Source organism: Streptomyces sp. RK62, assembly GCF_018070255.1.
GTDB lineage: Bacteria > Actinomycetota > Actinomycetes > Streptomycetales > Streptomycetaceae > Streptomyces > Streptomyces nigra.
Genome location: NZ_JAGPYD010000004.1, coordinates 380,719 through 395,072, shown reverse-complemented (window position 1 = coordinate 395,072; position 14,354 = coordinate 380,719). Strand labels below are relative to the sequence as shown.

At 65.7% G+C, this 14,354-nt stretch carries 10 protein-coding genes and 1 pseudogene; 9 read left to right on the top strand and 2 right to left on the bottom strand.

Annotated features, from left to right (window positions below):
• Nucleotides 1-277: 277 nt before the first annotated feature.
• From KBY32_RS10660 to KBY32_RS10645, 4 genes are all read left to right on the top strand, one after another.
• On the top strand, nt 278-2,680 hold the full coding sequence (locus KBY32_RS10660) for a hypothetical protein (RefSeq protein WP_210979715.1): 2,403 nt from the start codon (nt 278-280) through the stop codon (nt 2,678-2,680).
• Nucleotides 2,677-3,762, top strand: coding sequence for a hypothetical protein (locus tag KBY32_RS10655; RefSeq protein WP_210979714.1), 1,086 nt, complete (start codon nt 2,677-2,679; stop codon nt 3,760-3,762). The genes KBY32_RS10660 and KBY32_RS10655 overlap by 4 nt, the downstream gene beginning before the upstream one ends.
• 227 nt (nt 3,763-3,989) lie before the next feature.
• A complete protein-coding gene (locus KBY32_RS10650) occupies nt 3,990-6,242 on the top strand; it encodes a serine/threonine protein kinase (RefSeq protein ID WP_210979713.1) in 2,253 nt (750 codons plus the stop codon).
• Nucleotides 6,243-6,405: 163 nt separating this feature from the next.
• A complete protein-coding gene (locus KBY32_RS10645) occupies nt 6,406-7,119 on the top strand; it encodes a RusA family crossover junction endodeoxyribonuclease (protein WP_210979712.1) in 714 nt (237 codons plus the stop codon).
• Between the two features lie 321 nt (nt 7,120-7,440).
• On the opposite strand, the gene KBY32_RS10640 is transcribed toward KBY32_RS10645, so the two are convergent.
• Complete coding sequence (locus tag KBY32_RS10640) at nt 7,441-7,674, bottom strand: AlpA family transcriptional regulator (RefSeq protein ID WP_247689230.1); 234 nt, start codon at nt 7,672-7,674, stop codon at nt 7,441-7,443.
• 381 nt (nt 7,675-8,055) lie between these two features.
• Between KBY32_RS10640 and KBY32_RS10635 the strand changes: the two are divergent.
• A pseudogene (locus KBY32_RS10635) lies at nt 8,056-9,055 on the top strand (tyrosine-type recombinase/integrase); the annotation flags it as partial.
• A gap of 67 nt (nt 9,056-9,122) precedes the next feature.
• Here the strand turns inward: KBY32_RS10635 and KBY32_RS10630 are convergent.
• Entirely contained in the window at nt 9,123-9,560 is a 438-nt protein-coding gene (locus tag KBY32_RS10630; RefSeq protein ID WP_003974483.1) for a hypothetical protein, read from the bottom strand.
• Nucleotides 9,561-10,144: 584 nt separating this feature from the next.
• On the opposite strand from KBY32_RS10630, the gene hemL reads away from it, so the two are divergent.
• The 4 genes from hemL to KBY32_RS10610 all read left to right on the top strand — a co-directional run bounded on the left by hemL (nt 10,145) and on the right by KBY32_RS10610 (nt 14,354).
• Nucleotides 10,145-11,479, top strand: coding sequence for a glutamate-1-semialdehyde 2,1-aminomutase (gene hemL, locus KBY32_RS10625; protein ID WP_115507797.1), 1,335 nt, complete (start codon nt 10,145-10,147; stop codon nt 11,477-11,479).
• 74 nt (nt 11,480-11,553) lie between these two features.
• Nucleotides 11,554-12,237 carry a histidine phosphatase family protein gene (locus tag KBY32_RS10620; protein WP_210979754.1) on the top strand — a complete coding sequence of 228 codons (684 nt, stop codon included), beginning with the start codon at nt 11,554-11,556 and terminating at the stop codon, nt 12,235-12,237.
• 125 nt (nt 12,238-12,362) lie between these two features.
• Nucleotides 12,363-13,685, top strand: coding sequence for a hypothetical protein (locus tag KBY32_RS10615; RefSeq protein ID WP_210979711.1), 1,323 nt, complete (start codon nt 12,363-12,365; stop codon nt 13,683-13,685).
• A gap of 66 nt (nt 13,686-13,751) precedes the next feature.
• Nucleotides 13,752-14,354 (top strand): TlpA disulfide reductase family protein, encoded by a 603-nt coding sequence (locus KBY32_RS10610; protein WP_055622659.1) that lies wholly within the window; start codon nt 13,752-13,754, stop codon nt 14,352-14,354.

Here is a 14,354-nt window from a genome sequence, read left to right as displayed (position 1 = left end):
TTGTCCGGTTGTACGGGCACGGATTGGACCTGCTTCGCGCCAGTTGCGTCGTTCGGCGGCTCGTCCTACCCGCGAGTGACGCATCCGCAGCGGGCCCAGCGGCATGCGCGGGGTGATGTCGAGTGGCACTCGGCCGCAACACAACGCGGCGGTTGGTTGTACGAAGCGCAGGCCACGCCTCCACAGCTCGCCACGGGAGCTGCCGTTTCCGCCGCGTGGCATGCCATCCTCGAATAGAATCCAAGGGCTGCTGACGGTCCTTCAGAACGGGGGGTTGATGGCCGGTGTCGACGCTGCCCTGCAGGAGATCGCGCGTCTGTGTAAGGAGGTCAAGCCGGAGGAAGCCCAAGCCCTAGCAGTCGCCCTGATCGAAGGGCTTTACACCGGAGAGTTGGAGGCTCGAGAGACACAACTGCGGAAAGCGTTCGAAGGCGCATTCCTCCGGAAGCGCAAGATCGCATTGCTGGCTCTTCTCGACGAGAGGTTGCACGGCCCCGCGCCTGCCCCTGACCCAGCGCCCCAGGCACCCACACAGGCTGAGGACGACTGGCTGGAAGAATTCCGCGCTGCGCTGCAGGATTTGAGCGATCGGCACATTTTTCAGTGGTCCACCTACTATCGGGACCGGCTCGCCGAGGACTTCAACTACTTCCTGGACCGCATGACGGACCCGGAAGACGTGAGGACGCTACTTCCGAAGATCTCTTCGGCGCTGTCCAGCCACGCTGAGGAGATCTTCCAAAGAGGCTTCAACTATCAGATGACACAGGGTGAGTCGGAGCCGTACGCCCTGATGAAGTCGCTCAACGGACTGCAGCGGTTCTTCGACCTTCCCATCGAGTTCTACTCCACTCGCCTGCCTGGCGCGGCCGACCTGGAATCCGCCCGCCAGCTCCGTGCGCTGAACTCTTGCATGCTGTCCGCCATCATCATGGGGTACGCGCAGGTGACCTTCGGGGACCGCACAGGCCGCGAGGTCCTGCAGGAGAACGCGCGAGCCTGGTTGCACACGCTCCCTTTCCTCGTCACAGATGACATGTTCCTGGTGCAGAGACGGATCGGTCCCAGTCACCTCACCGATGGACTTCTGCGCAGCGTCCTGCCCACTGTCTCTGCCTTCGACAGGCTGGGCAACAACCGGCAGCACGTCCCACTGCCAGCCCTTTCCCAGTACTCGGTGGCGGAGCACCGGCTCGACATCTCGCTCCGCCCGTCCGCCCGGTCGCCGTACCAGCAGATGATCGAGGTGCAGTGCTATCTCGACGACGGCTACGTCGATCGGCGCGACCTGGAGGAGGCCCACCGGCGAGGAGTCGCCGCTGTAGTGGCGCCTCTACCGCCCGACCTGCGCGCCTTCATCGAGCAGGACGGGAGTCTGAGCAGGACGGTTGTCTCCGTCCCGCGGGGGGTTGACGTCGATTCCATCCCCGCTACCCGGGACCATGTGCTCCGGCTCTTGGTGGCTCGCTCCTACCGGCAAGGCACCACATCGGTGCGCAGTCAGCCGCTGCTGTACAACTTCGCCCGTGACTTCCCGCTGGAGGAACCGGGCAAGCTGCGGTACTACCGCGTACACCGGCACAGCGTGCACGACTTGCTCCGAACCTTCGAGAGTCGTAACGGCGTACGGCTCTGGTGCAGTGTCCGGCGCAGCGGCAAGACCACCGCGGGCTTCGATCTGGCATCGACGACTGGCGAGGCGGCCGTGGTCAGCCAGACCTGTTCCTCCACTGGGGAACTCGCCAACGACGGGGTCTGCTACGACCGTGTCTGTGCCGCCCTGGACGAGGGTCGCCGCATCCCCAACACATTCTTCGCCGACCTTGTCAATCACTGCGCGAACGGGGAACCGGCCGACCGAGGCCGCACGGTGTTCGTCCTCGACGAGTACGAGACGCTCTTCGGGGACCTTCACGCAGCCCTGCAGAGTGACTTCGGTATCAGGTACACCGTGGTTCAACCCCTACTCAACCAGATGGTCCGGTTCGCCAGGGAGAACCTCCTGGTGTTCCTCGGACAGCAGCCCGACGCTCACTTCATCCTGATGGAACAGAACCAGCTCAGTCCCTTCGTACGACAGGACCCTTTCCCGCTGTTCGAGCACAGAGCCGGCGCGGAGGAGAGCGAATTCGCCCAGTTCACGCAGAAGGTGTTGGGCCCTCAGGTGTCACCTGATGCGTCCTTCATCGATGCCATCCACTCGGAGACGGCCGGGCATCCGTTCCTGACCGTGAACCTGCTGCGTGACTTCGTCGCCTTCCTGATCGAACAGGAACGGCGGCAGGCCGACCTGGACGTCACATCGGAGGACGCCACGCTGTTCTCCGAGAGCCGGCTCCGCCCGAGCCACATCAGCCGAAGCCGCCAATACGAGTTCTTCCGACAGGCGGCTTCCCAGGCCATGGGAGCGCGGAACGGCCGGGACACTGTATGGCTCCGCGCTGTCTACTCCTGTCTGAGCGCGATCATGCGCACGTCACCGGAGAGCATGCGATGCAGCATGGAGGACTTCGAGGACATCGTCGAGCGGCTCGGCCCGGACACCGTCATAAGCGCCGACCGCCTTTTGTCCAGCGCCACGGAGAGCAATTTTCTCGACAGCGACGGCGAATGGGTGTGGCCCAAGATCCGTCTGCTCGGTCGTATCGCGGCGATCTCGCAAGGAGACGTGTACGCATGAACCCGTTCGACCAGGAGAACGTAGCCAACAGAACGGATCCGGGAGCCTTCGCTGACGAGCAGATCGCGCCCGCCCGCCTCGCCTCCGCGATCAGAGACAGGCTTGCTGCGTCGGCCAGTGAGCTGAATGGGTTCTGGTTCCAGGTCCGGGGAAATCGGACCGACTATGCACGGGAACTACAGGAACACCTCAACGGCAACGCCGTTGTGGTTCTGGTCGTACGCGGAGCCCCCTTCGACAACGTCAACGCCGTACTCGACGATTTCGTAGTACTCCTTGAGGAAAACCAGGAAGCGTGTGAGAAACACCTGGCCGGCGGTGCCGCAACGGACCGGCGCGCGGTGGTATTGCTGGCTCGCAACACACTGCAACTGCCTCAGATCTCCTCCCCGGTGAGGCTCCCGGCTTGGTTCCCGCGCCTCGGCGGCAGGACACCCTCGGTCATTATCGAGGACCTTACCTGGCGCGCGGAAACCCCGCTCAACACGGCCGAGGCCGCCATCGACGAACTGTGCCAGCTGCTCTTCGAACTGGAAGGGGTGCTGCTCGATCGCCTTCATTCGGTATGTGAGCAGAAGAAGGCGGAGACAGCCAGCTTCTGGGACCAGGTACGGAGGGAGGGCGAGGGGCCATCCTTCGATGACTTCCTCGACGATGTACGACGGACCCGGCGCGAGGTGCGCAACCCATCCTCATACCGGCCCAGCGTGAAGGCAGGAAGTTCCCTGGTGGCCAGGATCTGGGGCAAGACCCAGGCCACGCCACCCGACGGCCTGGGTCGGCTCGGAAAGGCTCTCGCGCGGGCACTGGCGCTTCCGGACTCGGCGGATACGTCCTGGCACCGCAGTATCGTCGCCGTACTCTTCCGACCGTCCTACCGCCCGCCTTCAGATCAGCAAGCCTTCGCCACCAGCCTCCTGGTCACGATCGGGGCCACGTGTCAGATGATCACCGCGGCGGCACACGCCGACGCGTACCCGAGCTATCCGGTGCCATTGATCCGGTCGATGTCCTTCGACCTCCGCCAGGGACTGGCAGGCGCGAGGAGAGCTCTTATCGCTTTGGACCGATACACCGGCTGACCAAGGCCACTCCGCGATCCTGCAACCCGTTCGCACACTGCGACAGGCAGCTGGGCGGTTTCGGCGGCTAACCGTGCAGCCACTGGGAGGTCACTAAGCTGGCTGTCCTTCCGTGTTGAGTGGAGGGCTCGTTGTGGGGGAGGACGCCGGCTGACCGCGCCGGTGCTGCAATGTACTGCTGATGTAGGCGCGGGCCGTGTCCGGCTGTGTGCAAGGGGGTGCAAGCGATGGACAGTGGACAAGAGCAGCTCGGGGAGCGCGTACTGGCGCAGGCTGCCGCGATCTTCTCTGCTCGTTCGGACTTCGGCGCGACGGAGCTGCTCCGCGCGGTTGAGAGGTTGGACTTCGAGCAGACCGAGGACAGGTACACGACGGCCACCAACTGGCACGACTACTTCTGGGCTGCCGTCTTCTACATCGACGCGGCGGACTTCCCCAGCTTCGATGACGAGGTCTTGGACCATTTGTTGCCAACGATCGCTGAGGTGGCCAGTCAGAACGGCAGACCAGCCATCGACCGGATCCTGGTCAAACCGGCTCTTCCCACCCCGGATGTGAACTGGCGGCAAGCGCTGGAGGGAGGGCAGGTGCATGCGCTCCTTCAACCGCAAGATATACGTGGGGCCGAGGGGCAACGGGCTCGAATCACTGAGGTCACGCGAATGCGTATCTTCGACACACTTCGACTGCAGAACGTCGAATGGTCCGGAAGGCTGGAAGAAGCAGAGTTCCTCAAGCGCATCTTCGATCTGGATGCTTTGGAAAGCTACGACTCCCGATTCACGACGGCCGAAGGTGACATCTACCAGCATCGCTTCAACAATGATGATTGGGAATCGGACTGGGTCTTCACCGACGCGCGGTTCGGACTGAGCCGCGGCCCGGACGTAGTCCTTCTGCGTTTCCTCTCCGAAATGCTGCACCCCGTTGTGCGGACTGATGCGGAAGAGCTACGCGAGTTGCTGGAACTGCTCAATACCCTGCTGGCCCGGGACGGTTACACGCTTGTCCCCGTCGGCTCCATCAGCGGCCATCCCATTTATGGCGGGCGCCGCATTCCAGTGCAGGCACGTCCCATGCTCCCGGCCCCCGCACAGATGACGCCCAACCGCGCATCCGCGGCCAAGGGCGATGCTTTGAGTAGCCCGTACGATCTGGTGCGCGCTCAAGCACGCGGCGACCGAAAAGACTATCGCCTTGATCGACTACCCATGGAGGAAGGCGGACAAGCACAGGTCTTCCGGGCCATGCACAAGCCGACCGAGGCCGAAGTCGCCTTCAAGCGCCGGAGTTCGGAACGGGAAACACCCGCCGCGCGGATGCGACGAGAGATCGAGATTTCCCAACTGCTTGGTCGGCATCCCCACTACATGCCCATCCTCGACTCCAACCCAGAAGACGGGTGGCTCGTCATGCCGATGGCACGGGCGACCGCGGAGGACCGACGCGACGACCTCAAGGACCCTACACAGCTACGCGTCCTGGTCGAGGCGCTGATGGACGTGCTGGAACTCGCTCACACTCACGACTGGCTCCACCGCGACGTCAAACCCTCTAACATCCTGCTGCTGGACAGCAGATGGACCCTTGCCGACTGGGGGATTGTCCGGCGGCCGAGGGGCCAGACCACGAAGGCCGGGCGTACCCGCTTCGAGATCGGCACGGAGGGCTTCGCGGCACCTGAACTTTTCATTGCTGCGCACGAAGCCACGCCGTCCGCGGACATCTACGGCATTGGGCGCGTCATTGCGTGGGCATTGACAGGCCAGTATCCGCAGATGAACGTGCCGCTCCTGCCTGCCCCAGGCCCCTGGAGAAACGTCACTCGGGTTGCTACTTACCCTGACCCTAAGCGGAGGCCGCAGAGCGTCCAGGACCTTCGCGAGCTGATCAACCGCGAGCTCACTGAGCCGGCGGAACCGCCGACCGAACAAGCGAAGCGGCTGTGGGAACGGACGCGCGCTGGTGATCCGGCAGCAGTTACTTCCTTGCTCGATTTGATCGCGGACCATCCTGAAGACTATGAGTTGTACCTCCATACGCTGATTGAGCTCTCGGCTGAACAGGTAGGCCCGTGGCTCTCTCGCAACCCTCAAGGAAGCGAACGCCTTCTCAAGGCCATGGCCGACCACGCCGACGGCCGAGGTGCACGACGCGTCCAGTTCAGCGAAGCTGCCCGAGCTGTCGTATGGCTTCACACCATCGCGAATTTCGCCGCAGCAAAGGACGACTGGGACCTTCTAGATGAGGCTGCGCGCACGATGTGCATCTGGGACGCTGCATGGGACCAATGGAACGCCCAAGATCGGATCGCGCCGTGGTTGCGCTCCCTGTCGGGACAGGCAGCCCAGCTTGTGGCAGCGATTCTGCGTGATGACCCACGCTCTGCGAGGCACTTTTCCGGCTTGGCGCAAGACGGGACTGTGGATCTGTGGATCCGCCAGGCGATTCGTGGGGCCGTAGAGACGCAGCAGCCATAGGGAAGCAGATCCGTAGCACGCGGTAGGTAGGACGGCGACCGGCGGTCGCGCGAGGCGTCGCCTTCCGTGATCTCAGGAGGCCCAGCCAGTATCCGGGCGGCGCTAACGACAGTCCGGACTCTGGCTGAGCGATTACGGCAGCGGCTGAGACTACGGTTTCCGCATGGACCTATCGAGACTCATTGAATTGACGAGCGGCGATGATCCACGTGCACGTGTGGACGGCCTGCTGCGTGTCTACGAGGAGGCGACTGGCGAACATCTTCGGCAACCTCTGTTGCGTGAGGAGGCTGATCGTGTTCGCTTGTGGATGATGCATTCAGACCTGCCGTGGGTGGTTTACCGAAGGCTCGCAGTGGGAGCGAACGTGCATGCAAGCCTCGCGAGTAAGGCGGGGTTTGTGCAGCAGGCTGCTTGTGGAGTGTGTGACCTGCTGCCGTTGGATGGCCTGATTGCCAGGCCGAGCTTCTTCCCGATCTCGGTTCCGCCGTTCACGAAGCAGAATGCCGCGAAGCGGAAGGAGATCCATAAACGAGTGGTTAGAGAGATGGAGAAGGCAGCAGATAGACGCGAAGATCCTCGAACATGGGACGGGCTGCCAATCTGTGCCACGGTGGTTGCCGTGCAGGACCAAAACCGGAAGACTATCGATGCCGATAATGCGGCAAAGGCCATTCTGGACACTCTTCAGGGAACCGTGATTGTCAACGACGCTGCTATTCAACATGTGTCCGCGTATCGCATGAAGGCGCCGGAGACCAAGGGTTACTACCTCATCGGCCTGCGCCCCGTGTATCCGCTGGAAAATGACGTGGTGGACTTGGTAGCCAGGGCGAAGGATGTCAGCCCGCTTATGAGGCTTCAGGAAGAGGAGTAACAACGGATTCTCAACCGGTGTAAATAACAAGTGAGCTTCATGGTCCACCTATCCACCACGGAGACAACCGGCCTGCCAAGATGACTGGTTACCTGAGCGTGCCGGTACCGCTACTTGTGCTTGCCATGGCGCACAACGGATCGCAGGCACGGTCCACTGTCGACGGCCCGTGCCCCCAGGTGAAGTGGATCCTGCACTTGCGTTCGGTCGGAGCCACGGGCGAACAGTCGACCTGCAGCTGGGGCCGCCTGCCCAGCCGCTTTCCTACGGGCAAGTCGAAGTCGGTGGGCTTGGTAATGACTGTCCGCGCCAGACGCGGGGTCAGGCCGTGAGGTCGTACGACGTCTGGGCATCCAGCCACGCGTCCACCTCCCGCCAGCGGTAGAGCAGGTGACGGCCGACCGTGTGGACGCTGGGGCCGGTGCCCCGGTACTTCCACTGGTAGAGGGTCTTCACCGGTACCCCGAGGTACGCGGCCACGTCGGCGGGAGTGGCGAGCTGGTCACGCTCGGCGCCGGCAAGGTGCGGGGAGTGGTTCGGCAATGAGGTCTCCATATTCAGGGTTTTGGATGGCAAGCGTGGACAACACCGCCACACCACCTGGGATGCTTCCAGAGTGAATTCTGAAACTCCCGGCTACTTCCCTCTGCGTCGCCAGGGAAGACCAAAACAGTAAGGGCGGATCCCCGGTTGCCGAAATCGCTCCCACGGAAGCTGAAATTTTCTGCAGATAAGCAACCGGCTGACGTGCCGGAATTCGGTACCTTAGCAGCTCAGGCGTAGCGTCCAGCAGTGAGAAGTGGCGTGGCCAGTCCAGCGGACACTGCATCCGATAGTCGCCCAAATCGCCCACTTTTTTGATTCGGCGGGAAGGCTGCACAACCTCCCCGCCGAAACGGCTCGTGATGTGCCGGAATCCGACGAGACGAACACCACACGGTCCGCAACCACATCGTCGAGCACCTCGGCCGGCGCGAGCTGCGGTCCCTCAACCCCCTCGGTCATTCAGGGTTGGATTCGCACACTCCAGGACGCCGAACTGGAGGTGTAGGCGATCGAGGGCATCTTCGACATCCTCTCCAGCATCCTCAGCATGGCCGTCGAGGACGGGCTGCTGCCAAAGAACCCCTGCAAGGCGAAGTCGGTCAAGCTGCCGACGGCGACCAAGATGGAGATCATCCCCTGGTCGTTGGAACGCGTGCGTGCCGTAATAGCCGGACTCCCGAAGCGCTTCCAGGTCGGCGGCAAGCTTGCCTTCGGCTGCGGCCTCCGCCAGGGCGAGGTGTTCGGCTTCGCTGTCGAGGACATCGACTTCAAGGGTGGTTGGATCCACATCAACCGCCAGGTGCGGTTGGTCGGTACGAAGCAGGTCTTCGCCCTGCCTAAGGGCAACAAGATCCGGTCAGTGTCCCTGCCGGTTCAGCTCGCAGCTGCCCTCAAGGCCCGCATGAAGGAGTTCCCTCCGGTCGGGGTCACTTTGCCCTGGACCAAACCGGAGACGTTCCGCCTGCTCTTCGTCGACAAGAAGAAGCGGGCCTACAGACGCAGCGTTTTCAACATGGGTGATTGGAAGCGCGCCCTGGCTGCCGCCGGAGTGATCCGACCTCGCGAGCGCGGCGCGCGCTACCTCCAGGCGGCCCCCGAGGACGGCATGCACGCCCGCCGGCACGCCTACGCTTCCGTACTCCTGGACGCGGGGGAGAGCATCAAGGCGCTCTCGGAGTACCTCGGGCACTCGGACCCCGGCTTCACGCTACGGACGTACACGCACCTGCTGCCGTCCAGCGAGACCCGCACCCGCAAGGCGATCGACGACGCCTTCACGGAAACGGAAGCCGAGGCGGAAGCGGAAGACGACGGCGGCCCGCCCGCAACCCAGGGCACATCAGCACCCCCAGCGAAACCAATGTGCCCTCAATGTGCCCTGGCCGCCTGACGGCCCCACCCCGGCACCAAAAAGGGCGAGGCCCGAAGACCCCGCCCGAATCCCACGAAACCCCAGGTCAGGGCCACACAAGGCAATAAGGCTGATGCCCCGCCTCATGCAACCGATGGCTGAAGTCCTGCCACTCGTGGAGCAGCTGGTAGACGTTGAACGCGTCGCGGGGGCCGCCGCGGTCCGGGACCGTGGACCAGATGAAGGCCGCCGCGCCCACCGCCTCCTCGCCTATGCCGCGCAACGGGTCGACGACCGTCATCGGCAGCTTCACCACGGCGTAGTCGGGGTGGAGGACGACCAGCTCCAGGGGCGGCACCTTGTGCAGGGGCACGCCTTCGATGCCCGTCAGCACCATGGCCGCCATCGTCTCCGGCTTGATCTTGGTGAACATGCCGTTCATGCCGAGCTCGTCGCCGCCGAGTTCCTCGGGGCGCATCGAGATCGGGACGCGGGCCGCGGTCGCGCCGTCCGGAGCGCCGAAGTACTTGTACGTCACCCCCACCCGACCACCATTCCTGCTCCCCGCCCTCAGACGGTCGACCCGGCTGTCGATCCGCCGGTCGAACGGCTCGTGCTCACTCGGTACACCCGTCGCATCTGGCATACCTGGTACAACGTGTCCCTGGCGTACTTCGTTCGAATCCTCCGCGTCGCGTCGGTGCCTTCCCCGCCGGGCACGTCGAGGACCCAGGTCGTCGGTCCCCTCGCCCAGTCCGCCACCGCGATGCATATCTCCACCCGACTGCTGTTCTAGGACGCGTGGCGCCCGCCGCGCAACCCGATCATCGTGTCAGTGACCTCCCCCACGGCCGCCCGCCGAAACGTGCGGCGAAACACCTCTGCGCGAGATGTCCCCGGTCCCCGATCACCACGGCCCGCATGAGCTGTGTGTATCACGCCCAGTCTCGCAGATCACCCGTCCGTGACGCCGGGGTACGCGGGGACGGAAGGGGCGAAGGGGGCCGTCCGCACGCCGGTGGCGGCTCGCTGCCGTCGCCGGGCCCTGGCCTACCCTGAGGAGGTCACAGGCAACCGGAGCCCCGGATGATCACCGAAGGTCGGAAAAGGTCGGAGTAGTCGCAGGTCATGAGCGAAGCGCCCTCTTCAGGAACGCCCTATCCATACGATGCGCCCGCCTCGCAGGCGCTGTTCGACCGTGCGGCCGCCGTGACGCCCGGTGGTGTGAACTCCCCGGTGCGCGCCTTCCGCGCGGTGGGCGGTACGCCCCGGTTCATGGTGTCCGGCAGCGGCCCGTACCTGACCGACGCCGACGGACGCGAGTACGTCGACCTCGTCTGCTCCTGGGGGCCGATGATCCTCGGGCACTCCCACCCCGAGGTCATCGCCGCCGTGCAGGAGGCCGTCGCCCGCGGCACCTCCTTCGGTACGCCCGGTGAGGGCGAGGTCGCGCTCGCCGAGGAGATGGTCGACCGGATCGGGCCCCTGGAGCAGGTACGCCTGGTCTCCAGCGGCACCGAGGCCACCATGTCGGCGATCCGTCTCGCCCGCGGGTTCACCCGGCGCACCAAGGTCATCAAGTTCGCCGGCTGCTACCACGGGCACGTCGACTCGCTGCTCGCCGCCGCCGGATCGGGCGTCGCCACCTTCGCCCTGCCCGACACCCCGGGCGTCACCGGCGCCCAGGCCGGCGACACGATCGTCCTGCCGTACAACGACCTGGAGTCGGTGCACGAGGCGTTCCACCGCTACCCCGGCGAGATCGCCTGCGTCATCACCGAGGCGTCCCCCGGCAACATGGGCGTCGTCCCGCCCCGCCCCGGCTTCAACCAGGGCCTGAAGGACGCCTGCGGCAAGAACGGCGCCCTGTACATCTCCGACGAGGTCATGACCGGCTTCCGCACCAGCCGCGCCGGCTGGTACGGCGTGGACGGGGTCGAGCCCGACCTGATGACCTTCGGCAAGGTCATGGGCGGCGGTTTCCCGGCCGCCGCGTTCGGCGGCCGGGCCGACGTGATGGCGCACCTCGCCCCCGCCGGGCCCGTCTACCAGGCCGGCACGCTGTCCGGGAACCCGGTCGCGACGGCCGCCGGTCTCGCCCAGCTGCGCCTCCTCGACCAGGCCGCGTACGACACGATCGACCAGGTGTCGGCGACCGTCCAGGGGCTCGTCACCGAGGCGCTCACCAAGGAGGGCGTGGCGCACCGGCTGCAGAACGCCTCCAACATGTTCTCCGTCTTCTTCACCGACCGTGAGGTCCGCACCTACGAGGACGCCAAGCGCCAGGAGTCGTTCCGCTTCACCGCGTTCTTCCACTCGATGCTGGCGCAGGGCGTCTATCTGCCGCCGTCGTCGTTCGAGTCCTGGTTCGTGTCCACGGCCCACGACGAGCGGGCCCTCCAGCGGATCGCCGACGCCCTCCCGGCGGCGGCCCGAGCGGCGGCGGAGGCCACGGCGGAATGAGCGACACGCCCCGCGACACCTCCCGCGACACCTCCAGTGACGACACGCCCACCCCCGAGCCCTCCGAGAAGCCGATGACCGACAGCAGCGACATCACCGTCGTCCACCTCATGCGGCACGGCGAGGTGGACAACCCGGACGGCGTCCTCTACGGCCGCCTGGCGGGCTACCACCTGTCCGAGCTCGGCCGGCAGATGGCCGACCGGGTCGCCGAGCACCTGGCCGACCGGGACATCACCTACGTCTGCGCCTCCCCGCTGGAGCGGGCGCAGGAGACGGCCACCCCGATCGCCAAGGCGCACGGGCTCGACCTCGCGACCGACGCCCGGCTCATCGAGGCCGAGAACGTCTTCCAGGGCAAGACGTTCGGCGTCGGGGACGGCGCGCTGAAGCGGCCGGCGAACTGGAAGCACCTGTTCAACCCGTTCAAGCCGTCCTGGGGCGAGCCGTACGCCGAGCAGGTCGTGCGGATGATGGGCGCCCTCGACGCCGCCAAGGACGCCGCGCGCGGCCACGAGGCGGTGCTGGTGAGCCATCAGCTGCCGATCTGGATCGTGCGCTGCGCAGTCGAGAAGCGGCGGCTGTGGCACGACCCGCGCAAGCGGCAGTGCACGCTCGCGTCGCTGACGTCCTTCACCTACCAGGGCGACCGGATCGTCTCCGTCGGCTACTCCGAGCCGGCGATCGACCTCGTCCCCGAACATCTGCGGGCCGGTGCCAGGCCGGTCCAGGGGCAGAGCAAGGGCTTCGGCGCCTGACCCCCCGTGGCTGATACACGCGGGTGACATTGCTCGCGAATCCTCCACAGGGCGACGGGAACCACCCCGTTCGTCGTGACCTCTGACTGGGTGACCACCTCAGCAGCACGACGGACGGGGCAGCCATGCGCGACATCAGCCGACGGGGAGCCATCGGGCTCGGGGCCGGAGCGGCCGCCGCCCTCTCACTCGCGGGATGCGGCGCGTCCACGTCGTCCGGCGGACCCAAGGACCGCAAGGATCCCGGCGGTTCCGGCGGCGACCGGGACAACCGGCACGGTTCGCAGGCCGGCCGCGCCCGTCCGATCGGCGACGGCTCCACCTCGTACACCGGCAAGCAGCCCCATCAGCCGGACGCGCCGCGCCCGCTGGAGCCGGGCGAGGAGCCGCCGCAGTTCGTCGTCTTCTCCTGGGACGGGGCCGGCGAGGTCGGCAACGGTCTCTTCCCGCGCTTCCTCGACCTCGCCAAGGAGCACGAGGCGCACATGACCTTCTTCCTCTCGGGGCTCTATCTGCTCCCCGAGTCGAAGAAGCGGCTCTACGAACCGCCGAACAACCCGCGCGGCGCCTCCGACATCGGCTACCTCACCGACGACCACATCAAGCAGACGCTGAAGAACGTCCGGCGCGCCTGGCTCGACGGGCACGAGATAGGCACCCACTTCAACGGGCACTTCTGCGCGGGCAACGGCACCGTCGGCAACTGGACGCCGCAGCAGTGGCGCAGCGAGGTCGACCAGGCCAAGTCCTTCGTCAAGGAGTGGCGCACCAACTCCGGCTGGACCGATCTGCCCTCCCTGCCGTTCGACTACGACAAGGAGCTCGTCGGCGGCCGTACGCCCTGTCTGCTCGGGCAGGACAATCTGCTGCCCACCGCCCGTGAGCTGGGCTGGCGCTACGACGCCTCCTCGCCCGGCGGCCGTCAGATGTGGCCGGTGAAGAAGCAGGGGCTCTGGGATCTGCCGCTGCAGCAGATACCTTTCCCCGGCCGTTCGTTCGAGGTCCTGTCGATGGACTACAACATCCTCGCCAACCAGTCGGTCAACTCCACGAACGCGCCCAGCCACAACCACCCGGCCTGGCGCACCCAGGCGACACAGGCGTACATCCAGGGATTCAAGCGGGCATACGAGACGAACCGCGCCCCCTTCTTCATAGGCAACCACTTCGAGCAGTGGAACGGCGGCATCTACATGGACGCCGTCGAGGAGGCGCTGAAGCACATGGCGCGCGAGAAGGAGAAGGGCGGCGACATACGGCTCGTCTCCTTCCGGCAGTTCGTGGACTGGCTGGACGTCCAGAAGCCGGACATTCTCGACAAGTTGCGCACGCTGGACGTCGGGCAGAAGCCCGCAGGCGGCTGGAGCGCCTTCACCAAGGGTGGCGGCGAGGGCGGCTCGGGGACCCCGTCCGGCACCTCTGCCGAGGGGTCCGGAAACGCTGCCTGATATGCGGTTTTACGCCCGAGAGGGGGGTGCGCAAGATCCCCCGTACGGGCATGCGAAACTTTTCACATGAGTGCCGTCCGTCGCGCCCGTAGCCGTATCGCCCCGCTCGCCGCCAGTGCCGCCGTTGCCGCGCTGGTCCTGTCCGCGTGCAGTTCGGGCGGCACCTCGGGCGGTGGCGGGGACACCAACTTCGTCGCCGGCGGCAACGGCGTCGACACCGTCAAGCGGGGCGAGCGCGCCGAGGCGCCGGAGTTGTCCGGCGCCACCATCGACGGCAAGCAGCTCACCACCGCCGACTACAAGGGCAAGGTCCTCGTGGTCAACGTCTGGGGCTCCTGGTGCCCGCCCTGCCGGGCCGAGGCGAAGAACTTCCAGACCGTCTACACGGACCTCAAGGACCAGGGCGTCCAGTTCGTCGGCATCAACACCCGGGACACCAGCACCACCCCGGCGAAGGCCTTCGAGAAGGAGTTCGGGGTCACCTACCCGAGCCTGTACGACCCCACCGGGAAGCAGATGCTCCGCTTCGGCAAGGGCACGCTCAACCCGCAGGCCATCCCCTCCACGCTCGTCATCGACCGGGACGGCAACATCGCGGCCCGGGCGCTGACGCCCCTCGGCGAGGACACCCTGCGGGACATGATCGAGCCCGTCCTCGCGGAGAAGTGA

Excerpts from the sequence above, each read along its gene's own strand:
- KBY32_RS10650 (WP_210979713.1), top strand. The coding sequence starts at position 3,990 with ATGGACAGTGGACAAGAGCAGCTCGGGGAGCGCGTACTGGCGCAGGCT.
- KBY32_RS10620 (WP_210979754.1), top strand. The coding sequence starts at position 11,554 with ATGACCGACAGCAGCGACATCACCGTCGTCCACCTCATGCGGCACGGC.
- KBY32_RS10640 (WP_247689230.1), bottom strand. The coding sequence starts at position 7,674 with ATGGAGACCTCATTGCCGAACCACTCCCCGCACCTTGCCGGCGCCGAG.
- hemL (WP_115507797.1), top strand. The coding sequence starts at position 10,145 with ATGAGCGAAGCGCCCTCTTCAGGAACGCCCTATCCATACGATGCGCCC.
- KBY32_RS10655 (WP_210979714.1), top strand. The coding sequence starts at position 2,677 with ATGAACCCGTTCGACCAGGAGAACGTAGCCAACAGAACGGATCCGGGA.
- KBY32_RS10610 (WP_055622659.1), top strand. The coding sequence starts at position 13,752 with ATGAGTGCCGTCCGTCGCGCCCGTAGCCGTATCGCCCCGCTCGCCGCC.
- KBY32_RS10645 (WP_210979712.1), top strand. The coding sequence starts at position 6,406 with ATGGACCTATCGAGACTCATTGAATTGACGAGCGGCGATGATCCACGT.
- KBY32_RS10660 (WP_210979715.1), top strand. The coding sequence starts at position 278 with ATGGCCGGTGTCGACGCTGCCCTGCAGGAGATCGCGCGTCTGTGTAAG.
- KBY32_RS10615 (WP_210979711.1), top strand. The coding sequence starts at position 12,363 with ATGCGCGACATCAGCCGACGGGGAGCCATCGGGCTCGGGGCCGGAGCG.